Below are 22,703 nucleotides of genomic sequence, written 5' to 3' on the forward strand. Positions count from 1 at the left end.
CACACCCCGTCGTATCGAGGGCCCCGGACGCCAGGCGTCCGGGGCTCCCGCCGTCTGCGACACTGGATGAACCATGCCTAAGCCCGGAGAACTCACCTTTGTCGCGCCGCGCGGCTCCAAGCCCCCGCGACACCTCGCCGACCTCAGCCCCGCCGAGCGCAAGGAGGCCGTCGCCGAGCTGGGCGAGCAACCGTTCCGCGCGAAGCAGCTCTCCAACCACTACTTCGGCCGGATGTCGAACGACCCGGCGAGCTGGTCGGACATCCCCGCCGCCAGCCGGGAGAAGCTCACCGAGAGCCTGCTGCCCGACCTGATGTCGGTGGTGCGGCACGTCTCGTGCGACGAAGACACCACCCGCAAGACGCTCTGGAAGCTGTTCGACGGCACGCTCGTCGAGTCGGTGCTGATGCGCTACCCGGACCGGGTCACGATGTGCATCAGCTCGCAGGCCGGGTGCGGCATGAACTGTCCGTTCTGCGCCACCGGCCAGGCCGGTCTGACCCGCAACCTCTCCACGGCCGAGATCGTCGAGCAGATCGCCGCCGGGATGCGCGCGCTCAAGGCCGGCGAGATCCCGGGCGGCGAGGCGCGGCTCTCCAACGTGGTCTTCATGGGCATGGGCGAGCCGCTGGCGAACTACAACCGGGTCCTGGCCTCGATCCGCCGCCTCACCGACCCGGCGCCGGACGGCTTCGGCCTCTCCCAGCGCGGCATCACCGTCTCCACCGTCGGCCTGGTGCCGGCCATGAACCGGCTCGCCGACGAGGGCCTGAGCTGCCGCCTCGCGCTGTCGCTGCACGCCCCGGACGACGAGCTGCGCGACGAGCTGGTGCCGGTCAACACCCGGTGGAAGGTCGCCGAGGTGCTGGACGCGGCGTGGAACTACGCGGAGAAGTCCGGCCGCCGGATCTCCATCGAGTACGCGCTGATCAAGGACATCAACGACCAGGCGTGGCGGGCGGACCTGCTCGGCCGGCTGATCAAGAACCACCGGGTGCACGTCAACCTGATCCCGCTGAACCCGACCCCGGGGTCCAAGTGGACGGCCTCGCGGCCCGAGGACGAGCGCGAGTTCGTCCGGCGGCTGCAGTCGCACGGTGTGCCGACCACCGTCCGTGACACCCGCGGCCAGGAGATCGACGGCGCCTGCGGTCAGCTCGCCGCGGCGGGCTGAGCACGCGACGGCCGCCGGGAGCCGGGCCGGGCCTGGGCCGGAGCCCGGCGGCTCAGGCCAGCCCGGCGGCCGCCAGCACGGCGGTCAGCCCGCCGGTGACCAGCAGGACGGTGCCGGTGGCCAGGGTCCGCAGCGCGACGGCGCCGAACAGCAGCCGGGGCGCGGCGCCGAGCCGCAGCAGGGCGTCGGTGACGTCCCGGCGGGCGGTGCGGACCTCGGCCAGCCGCGCCACCACGGCCGCCGCCGCGCAGCCCAGCACCAGACAGGCCTCGATCGCCGGCAGCGCGTCGGCGCTGCCGGGGGTGCCGATCCAGTAGCGGATGGTCGTGAGCACCATCGCGAGGGTCAGGGCGAGGACGGCCAACGGCGGGCCGAGCCGGCGGGCCTGGGCGGTCAGACCGCGGCCGGCCAGCAGCCGCAGCGGGGTCGGGCGGCCGAGTGCGAGCAGCCGCCCGGTCCAGGACAGCAGCGGCCCGGTGAGCAGCACGAGGCCGAGCGCGCACGCGGCCCAGCCGCCGAGCGCCGCGGTGCTGGTACTGCCGAGACCGGCCGGGAGTCGGATCGGTCGGCCGTCGGCGCCGGCCCCGGGCCGCAGTGCGATCAGCTCCAGGGCGAGGCCGGTGACGGCCAGCCCGATCGGCAGCGCGATGCGCAGCGGGCTGAAGCCGGTCGGTGCCGGACGGCGGCTGCCGGGCAGGGCCTCGGCGAGCGGTACCGCGCCGGCCGCGGCGATTCCGGCGGTCAGCGGCACCAGGGCGAGCAGCGTGACGGGCGCGGCGGCGGGCAGCGGCACGCCCATGCCGAGGTCGGGGGCGAGCGAGGGCCCGGCGATGTCGTTGCGCAGCACCAGGAAGACCAGCAGGGTCAGCGCGCTGCCGAGGGTGCAGGCGAGCGCGATCTCCCCGGCGATCAGGGCCCGGATCCGGGCGGCGCCGGCCCCGGCGGCGGTCAGGCCGGTGATCCGCTCGGGCCGCTGGGCGGGGACGGCGCGGGCGGCGACGGCGGCGAACCAGGCGACGGCGGCCAGCGGCGGCAGGCACCAGAGCAGCCGGACGAGGGCGTCGCCGGCGCCGAGCGGGTCGCTCATCGCCCGGCCGAGCGCGCGCAGCAGGAAGCCCGCGACCACCGCCCCGGCGAGGGCGGTGAGCAGCCAGCGGCCGAGGTCGAGTGCCCGGTAGCCCCGGGCCAGACGGAGATAGAACACGTCGGCCCTTTCAGCTGCGCCGGGCCGACACGGCGGACGCTCCGACCGCTCCCGGCGTGCCCGCGGCCCCGGCACCGCCGGGGAGGCCGCGTGGGACGGGGGCGGCGGGGGCGGTCAGCCGTCCGTCGAGGAGGGCGACCGAGCGGTCGGCGTACCGGACGAGCTCGGGGTCGTGGGTCGCGAGGACGAGGGTCAGCTGGTGCGAGCGCGCCGCGCTGGTCAGTATCCGCAGGACCTGGTCGGCGGCCTCGCGGTGCAGTGGCGCGGTGGGGTCGTCGGCGAAGACGACCGGGGGGAGCGGGGCGAGCGCGCGGGCGACGGCGATCCGCTGGCGCTGGCTCTGGACGAGCCGGTCGGGCCGCTGCTTGGCGATCTCGCCGACGTCGAGGCGGTCCAGCCACTCGTCGGCGGCGGTGTACGCGGCCTTGTTGCCGGCGCCGGCCAGCAGCAGGGGGAGGGCGACGTTCTCCCGGGCGGTCAGCTCGGGCACCAGGTGCGGTTCGGAGCCGACGAAGCCGAAGCGGTCGCGGCGCAGCCGCTCGCGGCCGGACCGGCCCAGGGTGTGCACCGGGGCGCTGTTGAACCAGACCTCCCCCTCGTCGACCGGGAGGAGGGCGGAGAGACAGCCGAGCAGGGTGCTCTTGCCGGAGCCGCGCGGGCCGGTGACGGCCAGTACCTCGCCGTCCCGGACGCCGAGCGAGATGCCGCGCAGGGCGGGGGTGCCGTGATGGGACTTGACGATCCCCCGGGCCCACAGCACGTCGTTGTCAGGCGGGGCCGCTGACATGAGGTTCCATCCTGGGTGGCCGCAGGGATATGACAGTCGTCAGATTAGAACGATCGGGACCTGGCGCGGTTGCGGCGCACTGGTCCATCAAGGGCAAATCACCCGCAATCAGGCGTGTTTGATCGGGGAGATCGGGGAGATCAGCGGAAAAACACCGCAGGGCGGTCCCGCGGGAAGCGGGACCGCCCTGCGGCGGAGGGTGGGGAAGGAGGATCAGGTGGTCAGATCTTCGCCCACGCGTCGGTGAGGCTGGTCCGCAGGATCTGCTCGATCTCGTCGAAGGTCGACTGGTCGGAGATCAGCGGCGGGGCCAGCTGGATGACCGGGTCGCCACGGTCGTCGGCGCGGCAGTACAGGCCGTTGTCGAAGAGCGCCTTCGACAGGAAGCCGTAGAGCACGCGCTCGACCTCGTCGTCGTTGAACGACTCCTTGGTGACCTTGTCCTTCACGAGCTCGATGCCGTAGAAGTACCCGTTGCCGCGGACGTCGCCGACGATCGGAAGGTCGCGCAGCTTGTCCAGGGTGCCGAGGAAGTTCGCCTCGTTGTCCAGGACGTGCTGGTTCAGGCCCTCGCGCTCGAAGATGTCGAGGTTGGCCAGCGCCACCGCGGAGGAGACCGGGTGGCCGCCGAAGGTGTAGCCGTGCAGGAAGGTGTTGTCACCCTTGTAGAACGGCTCGGCCAGGCGGTCCGAGATGATCGTGGCGCCGATCGGGGAGTAGCCCGAGGTCATGCCCTTGGCGCAGGTGATCATGTCGGGCTGGTAGCCGAACTTGTCGGCGCCGAACATGGTGCCCAGGCGGCCGAAGGCGCAGATGACCTCGTCCGAGACCAGCAGCACGTCGTGGCGGTCGCAGATCTCGCGCAGGCGCTGGAAGTACCCGGGCGGCGGCGGGAAGCAGCCACCGGCGTTCTGCACCGGCTCGACGAAGACGGCGGCGACGGTCTCGGCGCCCTCGTTGAGGATGGCCACCTCGATCTCGTCGGCGCACCAGCGGCCGTAGGCCTCCGGGTCGACCGTGCCGTCGGGGCCGGCCAGGAAGGCCGGGGCGCGGTAGATGTTGGTGTTCGGGGCCTTGTGGGTGCCCGGCACCAGCGGCTCGAACGGGGCCTTCAGGCCCGGCAGGCCGGTGATGGAGAGGGCGCCCTGCGGGGTGCCGTGGTAGGCGACCGCACGCGAGATGACCTTGTACTTGGTCGGCTTGCCGGTCAGCTTGAAGTACTGCTTGGCAAGCTTCCAGGCGGTCTCGACGGCCTCGCCGCCACCGGTGGAGAAGAAGACCTTGTTCAGGTCGCCCGGGGCGTAGTTGGCCAGGCGCTCGGCCAGCTCGACGGCCTTCGGGTGGGCGTAGCTCCACACCGGGAAGAAGGCGAGCTCCTTGGCCTGCTTGGCGGCGGCCTCGGCGAGCTCCTCGCGGCCGTGACCGGCCTGGACGACGAACAGGCCGGCGAGGCCGTCGAGGTACTTGCGGCCCTTGTCGTCCCAGACGTAGGTGCCCTCGCCCTTGACGATCGTCGGCACGGGGGAGTTCTCGTACGACGACATGCGGGTGAAGTGCATCCACAGGTGGTCGTAGGCGGTCTTGGAAAGGTCCTTCTGCGCCGGGTCGGCTGTCATCGGGTGCCCCAGGTGTAGGTCTGTTTCCGGAGCTTCAGGTAAACGAAGCTCTCGGTGCTCCGCACGCCGGGAAGCGCGCGGATGCGCTTGTTGATCATTTCGAGCAGGTGCTCGTCGTCCTCGCAGACCAGTTCGGCCAGGAGGTCGAACGAGCCTGCGGTGCAGACGACGTAGTCGACCTCGTCGAGGGCGGCCAGCGCGTCGGCGACGGGCTCGATGTCGCCTTCGACGCGGATTCCGACCATCGCCTGGCGGGTGAAGCCGACGGTGAGCGGGTCCGTGACGGCGACGATCTGCATCACGCCTTGGTCGAGCAGCTTCTGGACGCGCTGTCGTACGGCCGCCTCGGACAGGCCGACGGCCTTGCCGATGGCGGCGTACGGGCGACGCCCGTCCTCCTGGAGCTGCTCGATGATCGCCTTGGAGGCGGCGTCGAGGGGAACGCTGGCGTTCCGGTCGCGGTTGGCCACGCCGCAACTGTGCCTGATCGCTCCGCTGTTCGCAAGCGCGGATGCTGCTGATTTCGTCGTGATCTTGGAAATCCCATGCGGATTTCATCGTGCTTCCGCACTCGGCCTGTCGATAACGGCAGTTGTCCGGCTACCCTGACCCGGTACGCGCGCACCCCCGCAGCGGAGCGCGCGTTCCGCCAACAGTGGACCGCGCCACACCGGGCCCGGCCACTCGGCGCCCTTCGTCCGGCGGACCTGCCGACGTACCATGGCGCCGGATTCTGCAACGCCGCAGGCCCAGACCGAGGAGAGACCGTGAGCGACCTTCGCACGCTGCGCAACTACATCAACGGTGAGTTCGTCGATGCGGCGGACGGCCGCACGCTCGACATCGTGGACCCCACCACCGGCGAGGTCTACGCGACGTCCCCGCTGTCCGGCGCCTCCGACGTCGACGCCGCCATGGCCTCCGCCGCCGCCGCCTTCCCGGCCTGGCGCGACGCCACCCCCAGCACCCGGCAGAAGCTGCTCCTCAAGATCGCGGACGCGGTCGAGGCGCGTGCCGACGAGATCGTCGACACCGAGGTCCGCAACACCGGCAAGCCGCGGGCGCTGACCCTCTCCGAGGAGATCGGCCCGATGGTGGACCAGATCCGCTTCTTCGCCGGCGCCGCCCGCCTGCTGGAGGGCAAGGCCGCCGGTGAGTACATGGACGGGATGACCTCGATCGTCCGCCGCGAGCCGGTCGGCGTCTGCGCCCAGGTCGCGCCGTGGAACTACCCGATGATGATGGCCGTCTGGAAGTTCGCCCCGGCCATCGCCGCCGGCAACACCGTCGTGCTCAAGCCCTCGGACACCACCCCGGCCTCCACCGTGCTGCTCGCCGACATCATCGGCGGCGTGCTCAAGGAGCTGGACCTGCCGGCCGGCGTCTTCAACGTGATCTGCGGCGACCGCGAGACCGGCCGGGCGATGGTCGAGCACCCCACCCCGGCGATGGCCTCCATCACCGGCTCGGTGCGCGCCGGCATCTCGGTGGCCGAGTCCGCCGCCAAGGACGTCAAGCGCGTCCACCTGGAGCTGGGCGGCAAGGCCCCGGTCGTGGTCTTCGAGGACGCCGACATCGCCGAGGCGGTCGAGGGCATCTCGGTGGCCGGCTTCTTCAACGCGGGCCAGGACTGTACCGCCGCCACCCGCGTGCTGGTGCACGAGTCGATCCACGACGCCTTCGTGGAGGCGCTGGCCAAGGCCGCCGCCGAGACCAAGACCGGTGGCGTGGACGACGAGGACGTGCTCTACGGCCCGCTGAACAACGCCAACCAGCTGCAGCAGGTCTCCGGCTTCATCGACCGCCTGCCGGCGCACGCCAAGGTCGAGGCCGGTGGCCACCGGGTCGGCGACAAGGGCTACTTCTACGCCCCGACCGTCGTCTCGGGCCTGAACCAGGACGACGAGATCATCCAGAACGAGGTCTTCGGCCCGGTCATCACCGTGCAGAAGTTCTCCGACGAGGAGCAGGCCGTCGGTTACGCCAACGGCGTCGAGTACGCGCTGGCCTCCTCGGTGTGGACCAAGGACCACGCCCGTGCCATGCGGATGTCGCGCCTCCTGGACTTCGGCTGCGTCTGGATCAACACCCACATCCCGCTGGTCGCCGAGATGCCGCACGGCGGTTTCAAGAAGTCCGGCTACGGCAAGGACCTCTCCTCCTACGGCTTCGAGGACTACACCCGCGTGAAGCACGTCATGACCGCGTTCTAGTCGTGACCGCGTTCCAGGCCGTGACCGCGATCTGATCGATCGTCTGAGGATCGTGTGATCTGACAATGGGCCCGGGTCGTTTCGACCCGGGCCCTGTGTCTTGTCACCCTGTCGGCCGTTCGCGTGACCGCCTGACAAGATGAACCTGCACTTCGGGGGTGGGACTCCCTAGCCTTACCGGCATGAGCATCCCCACCGCTGACTCAGCCGCCGGACAGGCGGTCAAGGCCGCCGACCGCGCGCACGTCTTCCACTCGTGGTCCGCCCAGGCGCTGATCGACCCCCTCGCGGTGGCCGGCGCCGAGGGCTCGTACTTCTGGGACTACGACGGCAACCGCTACCTCGACTTCTCGTCGCAGCTGGTGAACACCAACATCGGGCACCAGCACCCGAAGGTGGTCGCCGCGATCCAGGAGCAGGCGGCGAAGCTCTGCACCATCGCGCCCGGCTTCGCGGTCGAGTCGCGCAGCGAGGCCGCGCGGCTGATCGCCGAGCGCACGCCCGGCGACCTCGACAAGATCTTCTTCACCAACGGCGGCGCCGAGGCCAACGAGAACGCCATCCGGCTGGCCCGGCTGCACACAGGCCGGCAGAAGGTCATGTCGACCTACCGCTCGTACCACGGAGCCACCGCCAACGCGATCGCCCTCACCGGCGACCCGCGCCGCTGGGCCAACGAGACCGGCGTCTCCGGCGTCGTCCACTTCTGGGGGCCGTACGCCTACCGCTCCAACTTCCACGCCGAGAACGAGGCGCAGGAGTGCGAGCGCGCGCTGGAGCACCTGGAGCAGGTGATCGCGTTCGAGGGGCCGGGCACCGTCGCGGCGATCATCCTGGAGACCGTGGTCGGCACCGCGGGCATCCTGATCCCGCCGCCGGGCTACCTGGCCGGGGTGCGCGAGATCTGCGACCGCTACGGCATCGTCTTCATCCTGGACGAGGTGATGGCCGGCTTCGGCCGTACCGGCGCGTGGTTCGCCGCCGACCACTGGGGTGTCACGCCCGACCTGCTCACCTTCGCCAAGGGCGTCAACTCCGGCTACGTCCCGCTGGGCGGGGTGGCGATCAGTGCGAAGATCGCCGCCGACTTCGCCGAGCGGCCGTTCCCCGGCGGGCTCACCTACTCCGGCCACCCGCTGGCCTGCGCCTCGGCCGTCGCCACCATCAACACGATGGCGGAGGAGGGCATCGTCGAGAACGCCCGGCACATCGGCGAGAACGTGATCGGCCCCGGTCTGCGCGAGCTGGCCGAGCGCCACCCCTCGATCGGCGAGGTCCGCGGCCTCGGCGTGTTCTGGGCGCTGGACCTGGTGAAGGACCGCACCACCCGCGAGCCGCTGGTGCCGTACAACGCGGCGGGCGCCGCCAACGCGCCGATGGCCGAACTGGCCGCCGCCTGCAAGCAGCGCGGGCTCTGGCCGTTCGTCAACATGAACCGCTTCCACGTCGTCCCGCCCTGCACGGTCACCGAGGAGGAGGCCAAGACCGGCCTCGCGGTACTCGACGAGGTGCTGTCACTGACCGACGCGCACACCGTCTGACGTACCGACAGGACGGCCCCGGGTGCCCGTGCGCCCGGGGCCGTCCACGCTCCGGAGGATCCCCGTATGTCCAGCACCACCCCGACCCGCCGCCCCACCCGCCACCGCCGGCCGAGCCGCCGCGCGGTGCTCGGCGGTGCCGCCGGGCTGCTCGGCGCCGGCACCCTGAGCGGCTGCGGCATCCCGTCCGCGTACGTCGCCGAGGACCGCCGCTCGGCGCCCGACCGCTCGGAGCACGAGCGGCGGCTGGCCTTCTCCAACTGGACCCAGTACATCGACGTCGACGACAGTGGTCGGCGCCCGACCCTGGACGCCTTCACCGAGCGGACCGGGATCAAGGTCGCCTACACCGAGGACATCAACGACAACGACGAGTTCTTCGGGAAGATCGGCCCGGTCCTCACCCAGGGCACCGACCCCGGCCGCGACCTGATGGTGGTCAGCGACTGGATGGCCGGCCGGTACGTCGCGCTCGGCTGGGTGCAGGCCATGGACCGGGAGGGCATGCCCAACGTCACCGCCCAGCTGGACCCGCAGCTCGCCGACCCGGCCTTCGACCCCGGCCGCCGGCGCAGCGTGCCGTGGCAGTCCGGGATCACCGGCATCGCCTACAACCGCAAGGAGCTCGGGCGCGAGATCAGGTCCACCGCCGACCTCTGGGCGCCGGACCTCAAGGGCCGGGTCACCCTGTTCGCCGGGCTGGACGAGGCGCTCGGACTGCTGATGCTCGCGCACGGCGCCGACATCGCGGCCTTCACCTCCGACGACGCGCACCGCGCGATGGACCTGGTGCAGAAGCTGGTCGACTCCCGGCACATCCGTCGCTTCACCGGCAACGACTACACCAGCGACCTGGCCTCCGGCGCCGCGCTCGCCTGCCAGGCCTACTCGGGCGATGCCGTCCAGCTGACCGCCGAGAACCCGGACATCGAGTTCGTGGTGCCCGAGGAGGGCGGCGAGCTGTGGGCGGAGAGCCTGCTGATCCCCAACCGGGCCGGCCACAAGCGCAACGCCGAGCTGCTGATCGACCACTACTACCAGCCCGAGGTGGCCGCCGAACTGGCCGCCGCCGTGCAGTACATCTGCCCGGTGCCCGCCGCCCGTGAGGTGCTGGCGGCGAGCGGGGACAAGGAGAAGGCCGAGCTGGCCGAGCACCCGCTGCTCTTCCCGACCGAGGAGATGCGGGCCCGGCTGCACACCATGCGCGATGTCACCTCCGCCGAGCGGCCCGACCTGCACAAGGTCTGGGGGCGGATCACCGGGGTGTAGCGGACGCACGGCTCCGGCCCGCCCGTGGATGTCCCGTCGGCGCAGGGCCCTGCCGAGGGGCGGGGCCTACCGCCGGACGGCGTCCAGGGCGAGCAGCGCGACGTGCAGGGAGAGGCAGGACTCCACCTGGTCGAGGTCGACGCCGAGGATCCGCTCGACCTTGTGCAGCCGGTCGTAGAACGACGGCCGGGACAGATGCGCGGCATCGGCCGCCGCGGACTTGTTCCGGCCCTGCTCCAGGTAGATCCGCAGCATCTGCACCAACTGGCCGTTGTGCTCGGCGTCGTAGGCGAGCAGCGGGCCGAGCTCCCGCTCGACGTAGGTCTGCAGCCGGGCGTCGTCGCGCAGCAGGTGCAGCAGGCCGCGCAGCCGGACGTCGGGCAGCCGGTAGTAGGCGGCGGCGCGGCCGCCGGGGGCGTCGTGCAGGGCGGCGTCGGCGACCTGGGTGGCCTCCAGCAGGGTGCGCCGGGCGTCGCGCACCGAGCCGACGGAGGAGCCGGCGGCGACCACCGGTGCGGGCGCGGGGCCGGCGTCCCGGTGGGCCTCCGTCATCAGCCGGCGCAGCGCGGCGGAGAAGGAGTCCAGCGCGGCGTGCTCGTCCTGCTGGGCGCCGAGCGCGATCAGCACCCCCACGCCCTCGTCGTCCAGGGCGCCGACCAGCGCGGAGAGCCGGCAGCCGCGGATCGCGCCGGCCGCCAGCTCGGTGAAGTCGCGCAGCCGGGCCTGGGCCTCCAGGGCGGCCGGGATCGGTCCGCGCCGCTGGCGCAGCACCACCCCGACCAGCCGCCGGCCCTCCAGCGGGACGCCGAGCGCCTGGGCGCGCAGGGCCACCTCGGAGACGGTCAGCGCGTGGGTGAGGATGCCGGAGAGCAGGGTGCGGTGGGTCTGGCGTTCCAGGCTCTCCCGGTCGCGGACCACCAGCCGGTTGAGCGCCAGGGCGGAGGCGCCGCGCTCCAGCAGCATCGCGTGCGGGTGGCTCTCGCCCTCCGGCAGGACGGCCGGGTCCTGGACCAGGACGAGCCGCCCCCAGTCCTGGCCGCGCGCGCCGACCGCGGTCACCAGCCAGCCGCTGCGCGGGTCGTGCCCGGTGCGACCGGCGGGGCGGACCCCGCGCGAGCGGCGCTCCCAGTCCTCCAGCAGCTCGCTCTCCGGACGCCCGGCCGTGTCGTGGGCCAGCACCTGGTGGGCGAGGTTCTCCAGTACGACGGGTGCGCCGGCCATCCGGGCGACCTGCCGGACCACCTCGGAGGGTTCGGCGCCCTCCACCACCAGCTCGTTGAACACCTGGTGGACGGCCTCCGAGGCACGCAGCTGCTCCAGCTGGGCGTTGACCACCAGGGCGTGCACGGCCTCGGTGACGGCGACGAAGCGCAGCTCGCGGCGGAGCGCGATCAGCGGCAGTCCGCGCTGCTCGGCGGCGTGCACCAGGGCACGGGGGAGCGAGTCGAAGTACCGCCGGCCGAACTCGACGACCAGGCCGGCCACGCCCACCTCGGCCAGCTCGCGGACGTACCGGGCCAGACCCTCGCGGTCCTCGGGCAGCGCGATGCCGGTGGTCAGCACCAGCTCGCCGCCCTGGAGCATGCCGGCGACGTCGGGCAGCTCGCTGACGTGGACCCAGCGGACCGGGCGCTCCAGGTGCTCGGCGCCGGCGACCACCTGGGGCAGGCCGCGCCGCATCACCTCGAGATCGAGAACGCGGGCGACGGTGGGGAGCATCGCGGTGCCTCCAGGGTTCAGAGTGTCAGGTAAATCATCCCTCCCGGCGACGACCTGTTGCCCTGCCCGAACCCTTCCACCCTGTAAGGCCCTTTGCGCCGAGGTTGGCGGAGTGAGCCTTGTCACGCCCGTCCGGCAGCGGGCATGGTCAGCGGGTCGGCTGTGGCGAAACACGGGCATCACCGTCGGAATCCGTCGCGTCACCGGAAAAGCACCAGCGGAATCCCTTGCCGGGCTTCCGCGGGGCTGCCAGGATCGCGCACCTCGGTGATCGACCGGGCCGGATTCCCCCGTACCGCGGGCACGGCGACTCGACCAGTCGTACGAGGCCGGTACGGGCCCTCGCCCGCCGGCACGTGCAGCATGACGGGGATCAACCGATCAGCACGCCATGCGGGCAGTCGAACCACCGGGCACTTGGAGGAACCAGATGGACCTGACCGACTTCGGTCCGGGCGCGCAGTACATCGCGGGCCGGCAGAGCCGGGGCAGCGGTGATCCCTTCCAGGTCGTCAACCCGGCCGACGGCAGCGTGGTCGAGCGGATCACCCTGGCCTCCACCGGCGAGGTCGACGCGGCGGTGGCCGCCGCCCGGGCCGCGCTGCCCGAGTGGGCCGGCGCCACTCCCGGCGCCCGCTCCGAGGCGCTGACCCGGCTGGCCGCCGTCCTCACCGACGCCGCCGGGGACCTCGCCCGGGTGGAGACCTCGCAGACCGGCAAGCCGATCAGGCTCGCCACCGAGTTCGACGTCCCCGGCACCATCGACAACGCCGCGTTCTTCGCCGGCGCGGCCCGGAACCTGGAGGGCAAGGCGGCCGGCGAGTACTCCGGCGACCACACCTCCTACGTGCGCCGCGAGGCGATCGGCGTGGTCGGCTCGATCTCGCCGTGGAACTACCCGCTGCAGATGGCCGCCTGGAAGATCCTCCCGGCGATCGCGGCGGGCAACACCATCGTCCTGAAGCCGGCCGAGCTGACGCCGCTGACCTCGCTGATGTTCGCCCGCGCCTGCACCGCGGCGGGCATCCCGGACGGCGTGGTCAACGTCGTCACCGGCGCCGGGCGCACCGCGGGGGAGCGCCTGGTCTCCCACCCGGACGTCGCGATGGTCTCCTTCACCGGCTCCACCCCGGTCGGCAGGCGGGTCGCCGAACTCGCCACCGCGACCGTCAAGCGCACCCACCTGGAGCTCGGCGGCAAGGCGCCCTTCGTGGTCTTCGACGACGCAGACCTGGACGCCGCCGTGCACGGCGCGGTCGCCGCCTCGCTGATCAACGGCGGCCAGGACTGCACCGCCGCCACCCGCGCCTACGTCCAGCGCCCGCTGTACGAGGCCTTCGTGGCCGGCGTCGCCGAGCTGTTCGGCGCGATCCGGCTCGGCGACCCGCTGAACCCGCGGACCGACCTCGGCCCGCTGGTCTCCTACGCCCACCGCGACCGGGTGGCCGGCTTCGTCGAGCGCGCCCGCGGGTACGCCACCGTGGTCACCGGCGGCCGTGCCCCGGAGAAGGGCCACGACGGCACCGACCTCACCCCCGGCGCCTACTACCTGCCGACCCTGATCACCGGCGCCGCCCAGGACAGCGAGGTCGTCCAGGGCGAGATCTTCGGCCCGGTCCTGGTCGTGCTGCCCTTCGACGGCGACGACGAGGGCCTGCGGCTGGCCAACGACACCCCCTACGGCCTGGCCGCCTCCGCCTGGACCAGCAACGTGCACCGCTCGCTGCGGGCCACCCGCGAGCTCGCGGCGGGCTGCGTCTGGGTCAACGACCACATCCCGATCATCAGCGAGATGCCGCACGGCGGCTACAAGTCCTCCGGCTACGGCAAGGACATGTCGCAGTACTCGCTGGACGAGTACACCCAGGTCAAGCACGTCATGTTCGACACCACCGCGGTGGCCCGCAAGGACTGGCACCGCACCGTCTTCGGAGACAGATAACCCGCGGGGCGCACCCCCGGCGCCCCGCCCCGACCTCTCGCCCCCAGGAGGCCTGTTCCATGGCGTTCAACGAGCTCACCGACGGTCTGTCGGAACCGGTCCGCAAGGCCTGGGAACGCAGCCTGACCAGCGGCCGGGCCGCACTCGGCCGCCGGACCGTGCTGCGCGCCGCCGCCCTCACCGCCGGGGCCGGCACCCTGGCCGCCTGCGGCATCCCGCCGGCGAAGACCGCCGGGACGGGCGACTCGACCGCCAACGCCGCCAAGGACCTCTCGGACAGCGAGAAGGAGGTGAACTTCTCCAACTGGCCGCTTTACGTCGACACCGACGAGAAGGACGCGGAGAAGCACGGCACCCTGGAGGCCTTCACCGAGGCCACCGGCATCAAGGTCCGGTACACCGAGGACGTCAACGACAACGTCGAGTTCTTCGGCAAGGTCAAGCCACAGCTCGCGGCCGGCCAGGACACCGGCCGCGACCTGATGGTGCTCACCGACTGGATGGCCGCCCGGATGATCCGGCTCGGCTGGGCGCAGAAGCTCAACCCGGCCAACGTCACCACCGCGATCACCACGATCGACTCCCGCTTCCGCGCCCCCGACTGGGACCCGGGCCGGCTCTACTCCTACCCCTGGGCCGGCATCCAGGTGGTGATCGCCTACAACCGGAAGGCCACCAAGGGGAAGGAGGTCACCAGCGTCTCCCAGCTGCTGGACGACCCCGACCTCAAGGGCCGGGTCACCTTCCTCTCCGAGATGCGCGACAGCATCGGCATCACCCTGCTCGACATGGGCAAGGACCCGGCGAAGTTCACCGCCGACGACTTCGACGCCGCGATCGCCCGGCTGCAGAAGGCCGTGGACAACAAGCAGATCCGCCGCTTCACCGGCAACGACTACGGCCAGGAGCTGTCCTCCGGCGACATCGCCGCCTGCGTGGCCTGGGGCGGCGACCTGATCCAACTGCGCGCCGACAACCCGGACATCGAGTTCGTCATACCGGAGAAGGGCTTCGTGACCTCGACCGACAACATGCTCGTCCCGGCCAGGGCGCAGCACAAGGCGAACGCGGAGAAGCTGATCGACTTCTACTATCAGCCGAAGATCGCGGCGCAGCTGGTCGCGGGGATCGGCTTCGTCTCGGCCGTCACCGGGATGCAGGAGGAGCTCACCACCCTCGCCCCGGACACCGCGGCCAACCCCCTGGTCGTCCCCACCCCCGCGATGGCGGCCAAGGCGCACGTGTTCCGCACCCTCAACGAGACCGAGGAGAGCGCCTTCGAGGAGAAGTTCTCCAAGCTCATCGGCGCCTGACCCCCACTGACGGCAGAGACACCAGAGAGACACCGCTATGACAGACCAGCTGCGCGACCCGGCCGCGGGCGGCGACGTCCGCCTCACCGGCATAGGCAAGACCTACGGCTCCTTCACCGCCGTGCACCCACTCGACCTGACCGTCCCGCAGGGGTCCTTCTTCGCCCTGCTCGGCGCCTCCGGCTGCGGCAAGACCACCACCCTGCGCATGATCGCCGGCCTGGAGGAGCCCACCAGCGGCACCGTCCTGATCGGCGGCCAGGACGTCACCGCCCTGCCCCCGTACAAGCGGCCGGTGAACACCGTCTTCCAGAGCTACGCGCTCTTCCCGCACCTCGACATCTTCGAGAACGTCGCCTTCGGCCTGCGCAGGCGCGGCCGCAAGGACGTCAGGAAGCAGGTCGAGGACATGCTGGAGCTGGTCGAGCTCGGCCAGTACGCCCGGCGCAAGCCGCACCAGCTCTCCGGCGGCCAGCAGCAGCGCGTCGCCGTCGCCCGCGCCCTGATCAACCACCCGCAGGTGCTCCTGCTGGACGAGCCGCTCGGCGCGCTCGACCTCAAGCTCCGCCGCCAGATGCAGCTGGAGCTCAAGCGGATCCAGACCGAGGTCGGCATCACCTTCGTCCACGTCACCCACGACCAGGAGGAGGCCATGACGATGGCCGACACCATCGCGGTGATGAACGGCGGCCGGGTCGAACAGCTCGGCGCACCCGCCGACCTCTACGAGAACCCCGCCACCACCTTCGTGGCCAACTTCCTCGGCCAGTCCAACCTGCTGCCCGCGGACGTCACCGGCAGCTCGGGCGGCGACCTGCTGCTCACCGCGGCCGGGGCCCGACTGGCCGTGCCCCGGGCCCGCTGCGCCACCGACGCCACCAAGGTCCACCTCGGTGTGCGCCCGGAGAAGATCACCATCGAGCACGCCTCCGCCGAGGTCGTCGACGGCCGCAACCGGCTGGCCGGCACCGTCCTCGACTCCAGCTTCATCGGCGTCTCCACCCAGTACCTGGTGCGCATCGACGGCGGCCAGGAGGTGGCGGTCTTCGAGCAGAACATGGAGCGCGACGCCCGGATCACCGCCGGCGCCCCGGTCGTCCTGCACTGGAACCCGGCCCACTCCTTCGCCCTCGACGCCTCGCAGGCGATCGACGCGGGCACCGGGGAGGAGGCGGCGTGACCACCACCACCGCGGCGGCTCCGCCGCAGGCCGTACCACCGGACGGGAGCGCGCTCCCCGGGCCGGCCCCGAAGCCCCGGCGAAAGCTCACCCCGTACTGGCTGCTGCTGCCCGGCATCGCCTGGCTGGTCGTCTTCTTCGCGGTGCCGATGGTCTACCAGGGCTCCACCTCCCTGCAGACCGGCTCGCTGGAGGAGGGCTTCCGGGTCACCTGGCACCTCGCGACGTACTGGGACGCGCTGGTCGAGTACCGCTGGCACTTCGTCCGCTCGTTCGGCTACGCCGCCACCGCGACCGTGCTCTGCCTGGCCATCGGCTACCCGCTGGCGTACACGATCGCCTTCAAGGCGAGCAAGCGCTGGCGCAACGTCATCCTGATCCTGGTGATCGCGCCGTTCTTCACCAGCTTCCTGATCCGCACGCTGGCCTGGAAGACGATCCTCTCGGACGGCGGCCCGGTGGTCGGCGTGCTCAACACGCTGCACGTCCTGGACGTCACCAGCGCGATCGGCCTCACCTCCGGCGACCGGGTCCTGGCCACACCGCTCGCCGTGGTCTGCGGCCTGACCTACAACTTCCTGCCGTTCATGATCCTGCCGCTGTACACCTCGCTGGAGCGGATCGACCCGCGCCTGCACGAGGCGGCCGGCGACCTCTACGCCCGCCCGTTCACCACCTTCCGCAAGGTGACCTTCCCGATCTCGCTGCCCGGCGTGGTCGCGGGCACGCTGCTCACCTTCATCCCCGCCTCCGGCGACTACATCAACGCCCAGCTGCTGGGCTCGCCGAGCGAGCAGATGGTCGGCAACGGCATCCAGAAGCAGTTCCTGAACGTGCTCGACTACCCCACGGCAGCCGCCCTGAGCTTCATCCTGATGGCCCTGATCCTGGGCATGGTGACGGTCTACATGCGCAAGGCCGGGACGGAGGAACTGGTCTGATGTCCCGAGTGATCAAGTGGATCCGCGCCCACCTGGTGGTGCTGGCCGGCCTGCTGGCCCTGGCCTACCTGGTGCTGCCCAACCTGGTGGTGCTCGCCTTCTCGTTCAACAAGCCGGTCGGCAAGTTCAACTACGAGTGGTCCGAGTTCTCCACCGACGCCTGGACCAATCCGTGCGGCGTGGCCGACATGTGCCAGTCGCTCTCGCTGAGCCTCCAGGTCGCGGTGCTCGCCACCGTCGGAGCCACCGTGCTCGGCACCATGGTCGCCTTCGCGCTGGCCCGCTACCGCTTCCGCGGCCGCGCCGCCACCACCGCGATGATCTTCCTGCCGATGGCGATGCCCGAGGTGGTGATGGCCGCCTCGCTCGGCACGCTCTTCCTCAACATGCGCATCCCGTTCGGCTTCACCACCATCCTCATCGCGCACATCATGTTCTGCCTCAGCTTCGTGGTGACGGCGGTCAAGGCCCGCGTGATGAGCATGGACCCGAGGCTCGAACAGGCCGCCCAGGACCTCTACGCGACCCCGGTCCAGACCTTCCTGCGGGTCACCCTGCCGCTCGCCGCCCCCGGCATCGCGGCCGGCGCGCTGCTCAGCTTCGCGCTCTCCTTCGACGACTTCATCATCACCCAGTTCAACTCGGGCCCGACCACGGTCACCTTCCCGATGTTCGTCTGGGGCGCCTCGCAGCGCGGCATCCCGGTGCAGGTGAACGTCATCGGCACCGCGATGTTCATCGCCGCCGTCGCGCTGACCGTGGGCGGCCAGTGGCTGGGGAACCGCCGGAAGGCCACCGCCTGACCCGCGTCCGGCCCTGGCCACCACGGCCGACCCACCGGGTCACGGCTCGACCCGCGCCCGACCCGCGTCCGACCCACGACCGGCGCACCCCCGACGTACCGTCGGGGGTGACCGGCAAACCATCCCCGATGTTCAGAAAGTGGCTGATAATGCATGGACTCCGCCCGCGCACTCAGTGACGCCAGGCCCACCCCCTTCTGGCTGGAGGACCCGGGCCGGCCGGCGGCGCTGCCCGCCCTGGTCGGCGACGCCAAGTGCGACCTGCTGGTCGTCGGCGGCGGCTACTCCGGCCTCTGGACCGCCCTCATCGCCAAGGAACGCGACCCCTCGCTGGACGTCGTGCTGGTGGAGGGCAACGAGGTGGGCTGGGCCGCGTCCGGGCGCAACGGCGGATTCTGCGCGGCCAGCCTGACCCACGGCTTCGGCAACGGCCTGCAGCGCTGGCCCGCCGAACTCGGCCAGCTGGAACGCCTCGGTGCCGCCAACCTCGACGGCATCGAGGCCACCCTCAAGCGCTACGGCATCGACGCCGAGTGGGAGCGCACCGGCGAGATCGACGTCGCCACCCAGCCCCACCAGCTCGCCGAGCTGCACGAGATCGCCGAGGCCGTCGCCGAGTACGGCCTCGACGTCACCGTGCTCGACGGCGACGCCCTGCGCGCCGAGGTCGACTCACCGACCTTCCTCGGCGGGATCTGGGACAAGGAGGGCGTGGCGATGGTCCACCCCGCCAAGCTCGCCTGGGGCCTCAAGGCCGCCTGCCAGGCCCAGGGCGTCCGCATCTTCGAGCACACCCGGGCCCTGGACCTGCACGAGTACGGCAGCGGCATGGCCGTCCGCACCCCCTACGGCCGGGTCTTCGCCCGCCGGGTCGCGCTCGGCACCAACGTGTTCCCGTCGCTGGTCAAGCGGGTCCGCCCGTTCGTCGTCCCGGTGTACGACTACGCGCTGATGACCGAGCCGCTCAGCGCCGAGCAGCTCGCCGCGATCGGCTGGCGCAACCGCCAGGGCCTCGGCGACAGCGCCAACAAGTTCCACTACTTCCGGCTCTCCGCCGACAACCGCATCCTCTGGGGCGGCTACGACGCGGTCTACAACTACGGCGGACACGTCCGCAGCGAGTACGACCAGCGGCCGGAGACCTTCCGGACGCTGGCGCACAACTTCTTCCGCTGCTTCCCGCAGCTGGAGGGGCTGCGCTTCACCCACGCCTGGGGCGGCGCCATCGACACCTGCACCCGGTTCTCGGCGTTCTTCGACACCGCCTACCGCGGCCGGGTCGCCTACGCCGCCGGGTACACCGGCCTCGGCGTCGGCGCCACCCGCTTCGGCGCCGAGGTGATGCTCGACCTGCTCGCCGGGCAGCGCACCGAGCGCACCTCGCTGGAGATGGTCCGCAGCAAGCCGCTGCCGTTCCCGCCCGAGCCGGTCCGCTGGGCCGGGATCGAGATCACCACCCGCTCCCTGGAGCGCGCGGACCGCACCGGCGGCCACCGCAACCTCTGGCTGCGCACGCTCGACCGGCTGGGCCTGGGCTTCGACAGCTGAACCCGGCCGACGGAGGCGCCCCGACTCCGCCCACCTCCTGGTTGTGTGTAAGAGAGACCCGCCGTCCGCCTCTCGTTGGTGACGGCGGGTCTCTGTTTCCCGTCGCGCCACGACCAGCGTCAGCGCTGAGAAACGGGGACAGGACATGGAGAGCACCGGACTGCACTGGCTCGCCCGGGCGGCGTCGGACCCGGAAGCCTTCCGGCTGCAGTGGGAGCGGACCGGCTTCGGCCTGGCGCTGCTCCCGGCCGGGCGGCGCTGGGACGTCCTCTCGGTACCCGGGCGCCTCGGCCGGCCGGCCCTCGACATCCTGGCGTCGGGCCTCTGCGGCCCGGTGCTCGCCGACGGCGGGGACGAGCACATCGGCTTCCTCGTCCCCGTCGGCACCGCCGCCCGGTGGATCGGCACCGGCGTGCGCTGCGCGGGCGAGGGCACCTGGATCGCCGTCCCGCACCCGAGCCGGCGCAACCGCGGCCTGCGCTGGCTCGTCCCGCCGGACGGCTCCGGACGGCTCAACGACCCGGTCATGCTGGAGCTCGCCCTGCACGAGGCGGTGGCCCGGCTCACCGAGGAGTAGCGGCGGCTCCGTGGGCGCGCGGGACGGGCGGCCGCGTCAGACTGGAGGCGTGACCACCGCCCCGGACGCCGTCGACGCGTCCCTCCGCCCGGGCCCGGCCCAGCTGCGCCTCGTCGAGCTGGCCCGTCCCGTCTGCGACCGGCTGGGCCTCGCCCTGGCCGGCGGGCACGCGCTGCGCGCCCACGGCGTACCGGCCTGCGCCCAGGACGGCATCACCCTGGTCACCAGCGGCGGGACGGAGCTTCCCCAGGCCGCCGACGAGCTGGCCGCCGCCTACCGGGCGGCCGGCGGCGGGGTCGCCGAGCGGCCGGGCACCCCGCGGCTGGAGCAGCTCTCCGTCCGGCTGACCCTGGGCGGGCGCACCCACGCGGTGGAGCTGCGCAAGGAACCGCTCGGCCACCGCCCGGTCCGGCTCGACCTCGGCGGAGGGACCGAAACGGCTCCGCTGGAGGTCACGGTCGTCGCCCTGGAGGACGCGGCCGCGCTGACCACCGCGCTGCTCGCCGACCGGGGCATGCCGCGGGACCTGATCGACGTGCACGCCCTGACCACCTCCTGGTACCGGGAGGGGGAGCTGCTCGCGCTGGCCGGCGCCCTGGACGCGGACTTCCAGCCCGCCGTGCTCGCCGACCGGCTGGAGACGCTGGCCGAGGCCGCCGACGGCCGGTTCCGGGCGCGCGGCCTCGCCGGGAGCGCGGTCGGCGGGCTCAAGCGGTGGGCGCTGGCCTGGTCGCAGGACCTCCGGCTGGACCTGCTGGAGACCCAGGAGGCCGCCGACGGCCTGCACGATCCGTACCTGGAGGACGTGGAGGAGGCGGCCGACGCCGCCGATGCCGCCGACGGGGACGGCCTGGGCGAGGCCGCTTCCGGTGGGGTCGGTGAGGCCGACGGGGTGGGTGAGGTGCACGAGGCGGACGGTGGGACGGCTCCGGAGGGGGCTCCGGAGGCGGGGGAGGCCTGAGCTTCGCCCGTTCGGAGTACCGGTCCGACGACCTGTAAGGCTGAATCCCCGATCCCCGTCAGCCTGTTCGTTGAGCCGGGCGGTGGCGGCGACCAGACTGGGTGATGAGCGCGGCAGCCCCGTGATCCCGTCGCCCGGCCCACCTGCGGGCGGCGCCACACAAGGGACCGCTGGCAGGACGCCGCCCGGGACTTCGGAGGAAGACGTACCTTGAGCAAGCACCTCATCCACTGGATCGGCGGCGAGGCGGTCGCCACCGCCGGTGCCGCGCCCCGCCGCGGTGACATCTTCGACCCGGCCACCGGCCAGGTCGCGGGCCAGGTCGACTTCGCGGAGATCGCCGAGGTCGACCAGGCGGTCGCCGCCGCCGCCGCCGCGTTCGGCGAGTGGCGCAACGCCTCGGTCGCCAAGCGCTCCACGGTGCTCTTCAGCTTCCGCGAGCTGCTCAACGCCCGCCGGGACGAGCTGGCCTCGATCATCGTGGCCGAGCACGGCAAGGTGCACTCCGACGCGCTCGGCGAGATCGCCCGCGGCCTGGAGGTCGTCGAGTACGCCTGCGGGATCCCGCAGCTCGTCAAGGGCGGCTTCACCGAGCAGGCCTCGACCGGCATCGACGTCTACTCGATCCGCCAGCCGCTCGGGCCGGTCGCGATCATCTCGCCGTTCAACTTCCCGGCCATGGTGCCGATGTGGTTCTTCCCGATCGCCATCGCCGCGGGCAACACCGTCGTGCTGAAGCCCTCGGAGAAGGACCCGTCCGCGGCCAACTTCCTCGCCGAGCTGTGGAAGGAGGCCGGCCTGCCGGACGGCGTCTTCAACGTCGTGCACGGTGACAAGGTCGCCGTCGACCGGCTGCTGGAACACCCCGACATCAAGTCGGTCAGCTTCGTCGGCTCCACCCCGATCGCCCGGTACGTCTACGAGACCGGTACCCGCTACGGCAAGCGCGTGCAGGCCCTCGGCGGCGCGAAGAACCACATGCTGGTCCTGCCCGACGCGGACCTGGACCTCAGCGCCGACGCCGCCATCAACGCCGGCTTCGGCGCGGCCGGCGAGCGCTGCATGGCGATCTCGGTGCTGGTCGCGGTCGACCCGATCGGCGACGAGCTGGTCGAGAAGATCAAGCAGCGGATGGCCACCCTGAAGGTCGGCCCGGGCTGCAACGGCGACTCGGAGATGGGCCCGCTGGTCACCGGCCAGCACCGGGACAAGGTCACCTCGTACGTCGAGTCCGGTGTCGCCGACGGCGCCGAGCTCGCCGTGGACGGCCGCAAGCACCCGATCACCACCGAGGACCGCAACGGCGCCCCGACGGCGGACGGCTTCTGGCTCGGCCCCACGCTGTTCGACCACGTGAAGCCGGGCATGTCCGTCTACAACGACGAGATCTTCGGCCCGGTGCTCTCGGTGGTGCGCGTCGACTCCTACGAGGAGGGCGTGGCGCTGATCAACGCCAACCCCTACGGCAACGGCACCGCCATCTTCACCAACGACGGCGGCGCGGCCCGGCGCTTCCAGTACGAGGTGGAGGTCGGCATGGTCGGCATCAACGTGCCGATCCCGGTCCCGGTCGCCTACTACTCCTTCGGCGGCTGGAAGGCCTCGCTGTTCGGCGACGCCCACGCGTACGGCCCCGACGGCGTGCAGTTCTTCACCCGCGGCAAGGCCGTCACCCAGCGCTGGCTCGACCCCTCGCACGGCGGCATCAACCTCGGCTTCCCGACCAACAGCTGAGCCACCCGCTCACCCCGAGCAGCCGGCCGGACCCTTCCCCCGAGGGCCCGGCCGGCTTCTTTGCGCTCCGTTTGCGTCCGCCTGCCGATGGGCGTAGTGTTCTCTAGTCGCTCGGCTGGGAGCACCGGACACGCATTGGCGCGGACGGTCCCGGGGCGGCCAATCCACTGAAACACCACTT

18 protein-coding genes are annotated in these 22,703 nt (G+C 71.9%); 13 read left to right on the forward strand and 5 right to left on the reverse strand.

What is annotated here, in order from left to right; genetic code table 11:
* Positions 1–73 precede the first annotated feature (73 nt).
* Positions 74–1,174, forward strand: a complete 1,101-nt coding sequence (gene rlmN, locus ACFVVX_RS30585; RefSeq protein WP_387950309.1) for a 23S rRNA (adenine(2503)-C(2))-methyltransferase RlmN — start codon at positions 74–76, stop codon at positions 1,172–1,174.
* 52 nt (positions 1,175–1,226) lie between these two features.
* Here the strand turns inward: rlmN and ACFVVX_RS30590 are convergent, their stop codons facing one another.
* From ACFVVX_RS30590 to ACFVVX_RS30605, 4 genes are all read right to left on the reverse strand, one after another.
* A complete protein-coding gene (locus ACFVVX_RS30590) occupies positions 1,227–2,378 on the reverse strand; it encodes a hypothetical protein (RefSeq protein ID WP_387950311.1) in 1,152 nt (383 codons plus the stop codon).
* A 10-nt stretch (positions 2,379–2,388) separates the two neighbouring features.
* Entirely contained in the window at positions 2,389–3,165 is a 777-nt protein-coding gene (locus ACFVVX_RS30595; RefSeq protein WP_387950312.1) for an ABC transporter ATP-binding protein, read from the reverse strand.
* Positions 3,166–3,386: 221 nt separating this feature from the next.
* A complete protein-coding gene (locus tag ACFVVX_RS30600; protein ID WP_387950314.1) occupies positions 3,387–4,781 on the reverse strand; it encodes an aspartate aminotransferase family protein in 1,395 nt (464 codons plus the stop codon).
* Positions 4,778–5,251, reverse strand: coding sequence for an Lrp/AsnC family transcriptional regulator (locus ACFVVX_RS30605; RefSeq protein WP_030306695.1), 474 nt, complete (start codon positions 5,249–5,251; stop codon positions 4,778–4,780). Before ACFVVX_RS30605 ends, ACFVVX_RS30600 begins: the two co-directional genes overlap by 4 nt.
* Before the next feature lie 297 nt (positions 5,252–5,548).
* Here ACFVVX_RS30605 and ACFVVX_RS30610 point away from each other — a divergent pair, with 297 nt between their 5' ends.
* The 3 genes from ACFVVX_RS30610 (at position 5,549) to ACFVVX_RS30620 (ending at position 9,804) form a co-directional block, all read left to right on the forward strand.
* The gene (locus ACFVVX_RS30610; RefSeq protein WP_387950315.1) at positions 5,549–6,994 is read left to right on the forward strand and encodes a gamma-aminobutyraldehyde dehydrogenase; all 1,446 of its coding nucleotides are present in this window, start codon (positions 5,549–5,551) and stop codon (positions 6,992–6,994) included.
* A gap of 182 nt (positions 6,995–7,176) precedes the next feature.
* Entirely contained in the window at positions 7,177–8,535 is a 1,359-nt protein-coding gene (locus tag ACFVVX_RS30615) for an aspartate aminotransferase family protein (RefSeq protein WP_387950317.1), read from the forward strand.
* A gap of 66 nt (positions 8,536–8,601) precedes the next feature.
* The gene (locus ACFVVX_RS30620) at positions 8,602–9,804 is read left to right on the forward strand and encodes a spermidine/putrescine ABC transporter substrate-binding protein (RefSeq protein WP_387950319.1); all 1,203 of its coding nucleotides are present in this window, start codon (positions 8,602–8,604) and stop codon (positions 9,802–9,804) included.
* Between the two features lie 66 nt (positions 9,805–9,870).
* Here the strand turns inward: ACFVVX_RS30620 and ACFVVX_RS30625 are convergent, their stop codons facing one another.
* Positions 9,871–11,523: a PucR family transcriptional regulator gene (locus ACFVVX_RS30625; protein WP_387950320.1), complete on the reverse strand. Its 1,653-nt coding sequence runs from the start codon at positions 11,521–11,523 to the stop codon at positions 9,871–9,873.
* Between the two features lie 430 nt (positions 11,524–11,953).
* Between ACFVVX_RS30625 and ACFVVX_RS30630 the strand changes: the two genes are divergently transcribed.
* The 9 genes from ACFVVX_RS30630 to ACFVVX_RS30670 all read left to right on the forward strand — a co-directional run bounded on the left by ACFVVX_RS30630 (position 11,954) and on the right by ACFVVX_RS30670 (position 22,522).
* A complete protein-coding gene (locus ACFVVX_RS30630; protein ID WP_387950322.1) occupies positions 11,954–13,465 on the forward strand; it encodes a gamma-aminobutyraldehyde dehydrogenase in 1,512 nt (503 codons plus the stop codon).
* Between the two features lie 59 nt (positions 13,466–13,524).
* On the forward strand, positions 13,525–14,778 hold the full coding sequence (locus ACFVVX_RS30635; protein WP_387950323.1) for a spermidine/putrescine ABC transporter substrate-binding protein: 1,254 nt from the start codon (positions 13,525–13,527) through the stop codon (positions 14,776–14,778).
* 37 nt (positions 14,779–14,815) lie between these two features.
* Positions 14,816–15,958, forward strand: coding sequence for an ABC transporter ATP-binding protein (locus tag ACFVVX_RS30640; protein ID WP_387950325.1), 1,143 nt, complete (start codon positions 14,816–14,818; stop codon positions 15,956–15,958).
* Positions 15,955–16,899 (forward strand): ABC transporter permease, encoded by a 945-nt coding sequence (locus ACFVVX_RS30645; RefSeq protein ID WP_387950326.1) that lies wholly within the window; start codon positions 15,955–15,957, stop codon positions 16,897–16,899. Before ACFVVX_RS30640 ends, ACFVVX_RS30645 begins: the two co-directional genes overlap by 4 nt.
* A complete protein-coding gene (locus ACFVVX_RS30650; protein WP_387950328.1) occupies positions 16,899–17,702 on the forward strand; it encodes an ABC transporter permease in 804 nt (267 codons plus the stop codon). Before ACFVVX_RS30645 ends, ACFVVX_RS30650 begins: the two co-directional genes overlap by 1 nt.
* A 153-nt stretch (positions 17,703–17,855) precedes the next feature.
* On the forward strand, positions 17,856–19,250 hold the full coding sequence (locus ACFVVX_RS30655; protein WP_387950329.1) for an NAD(P)/FAD-dependent oxidoreductase: 1,395 nt from the start codon (positions 17,856–17,858) through the stop codon (positions 19,248–19,250).
* Positions 19,251–19,395: 145 nt separating this feature from the next.
* Complete coding sequence (locus ACFVVX_RS30660; protein WP_387950330.1) at positions 19,396–19,827, forward strand: hypothetical protein; 432 nt, start codon at positions 19,396–19,398, stop codon at positions 19,825–19,827.
* A gap of 49 nt (positions 19,828–19,876) precedes the next feature.
* Complete coding sequence (locus ACFVVX_RS30665; protein WP_387950332.1) at positions 19,877–20,788, forward strand: hypothetical protein; 912 nt, start codon at positions 19,877–19,879, stop codon at positions 20,786–20,788.
* A gap of 210 nt (positions 20,789–20,998) precedes the next feature.
* Positions 20,999–22,522, forward strand: a complete 1,524-nt coding sequence (locus ACFVVX_RS30670; RefSeq protein ID WP_387950334.1) for a CoA-acylating methylmalonate-semialdehyde dehydrogenase — start codon at positions 20,999–21,001, stop codon at positions 22,520–22,522.
* The last annotated feature ends 181 nt before the right edge of the window (positions 22,523–22,703 follow it).

Origin of the sequence: Kitasatospora sp. NPDC058170 (assembly GCF_042883905.1) — a bacterium.
Lineage (GTDB): Bacteria > Actinomycetota > Actinomycetes > Streptomycetales > Streptomycetaceae > Kitasatospora.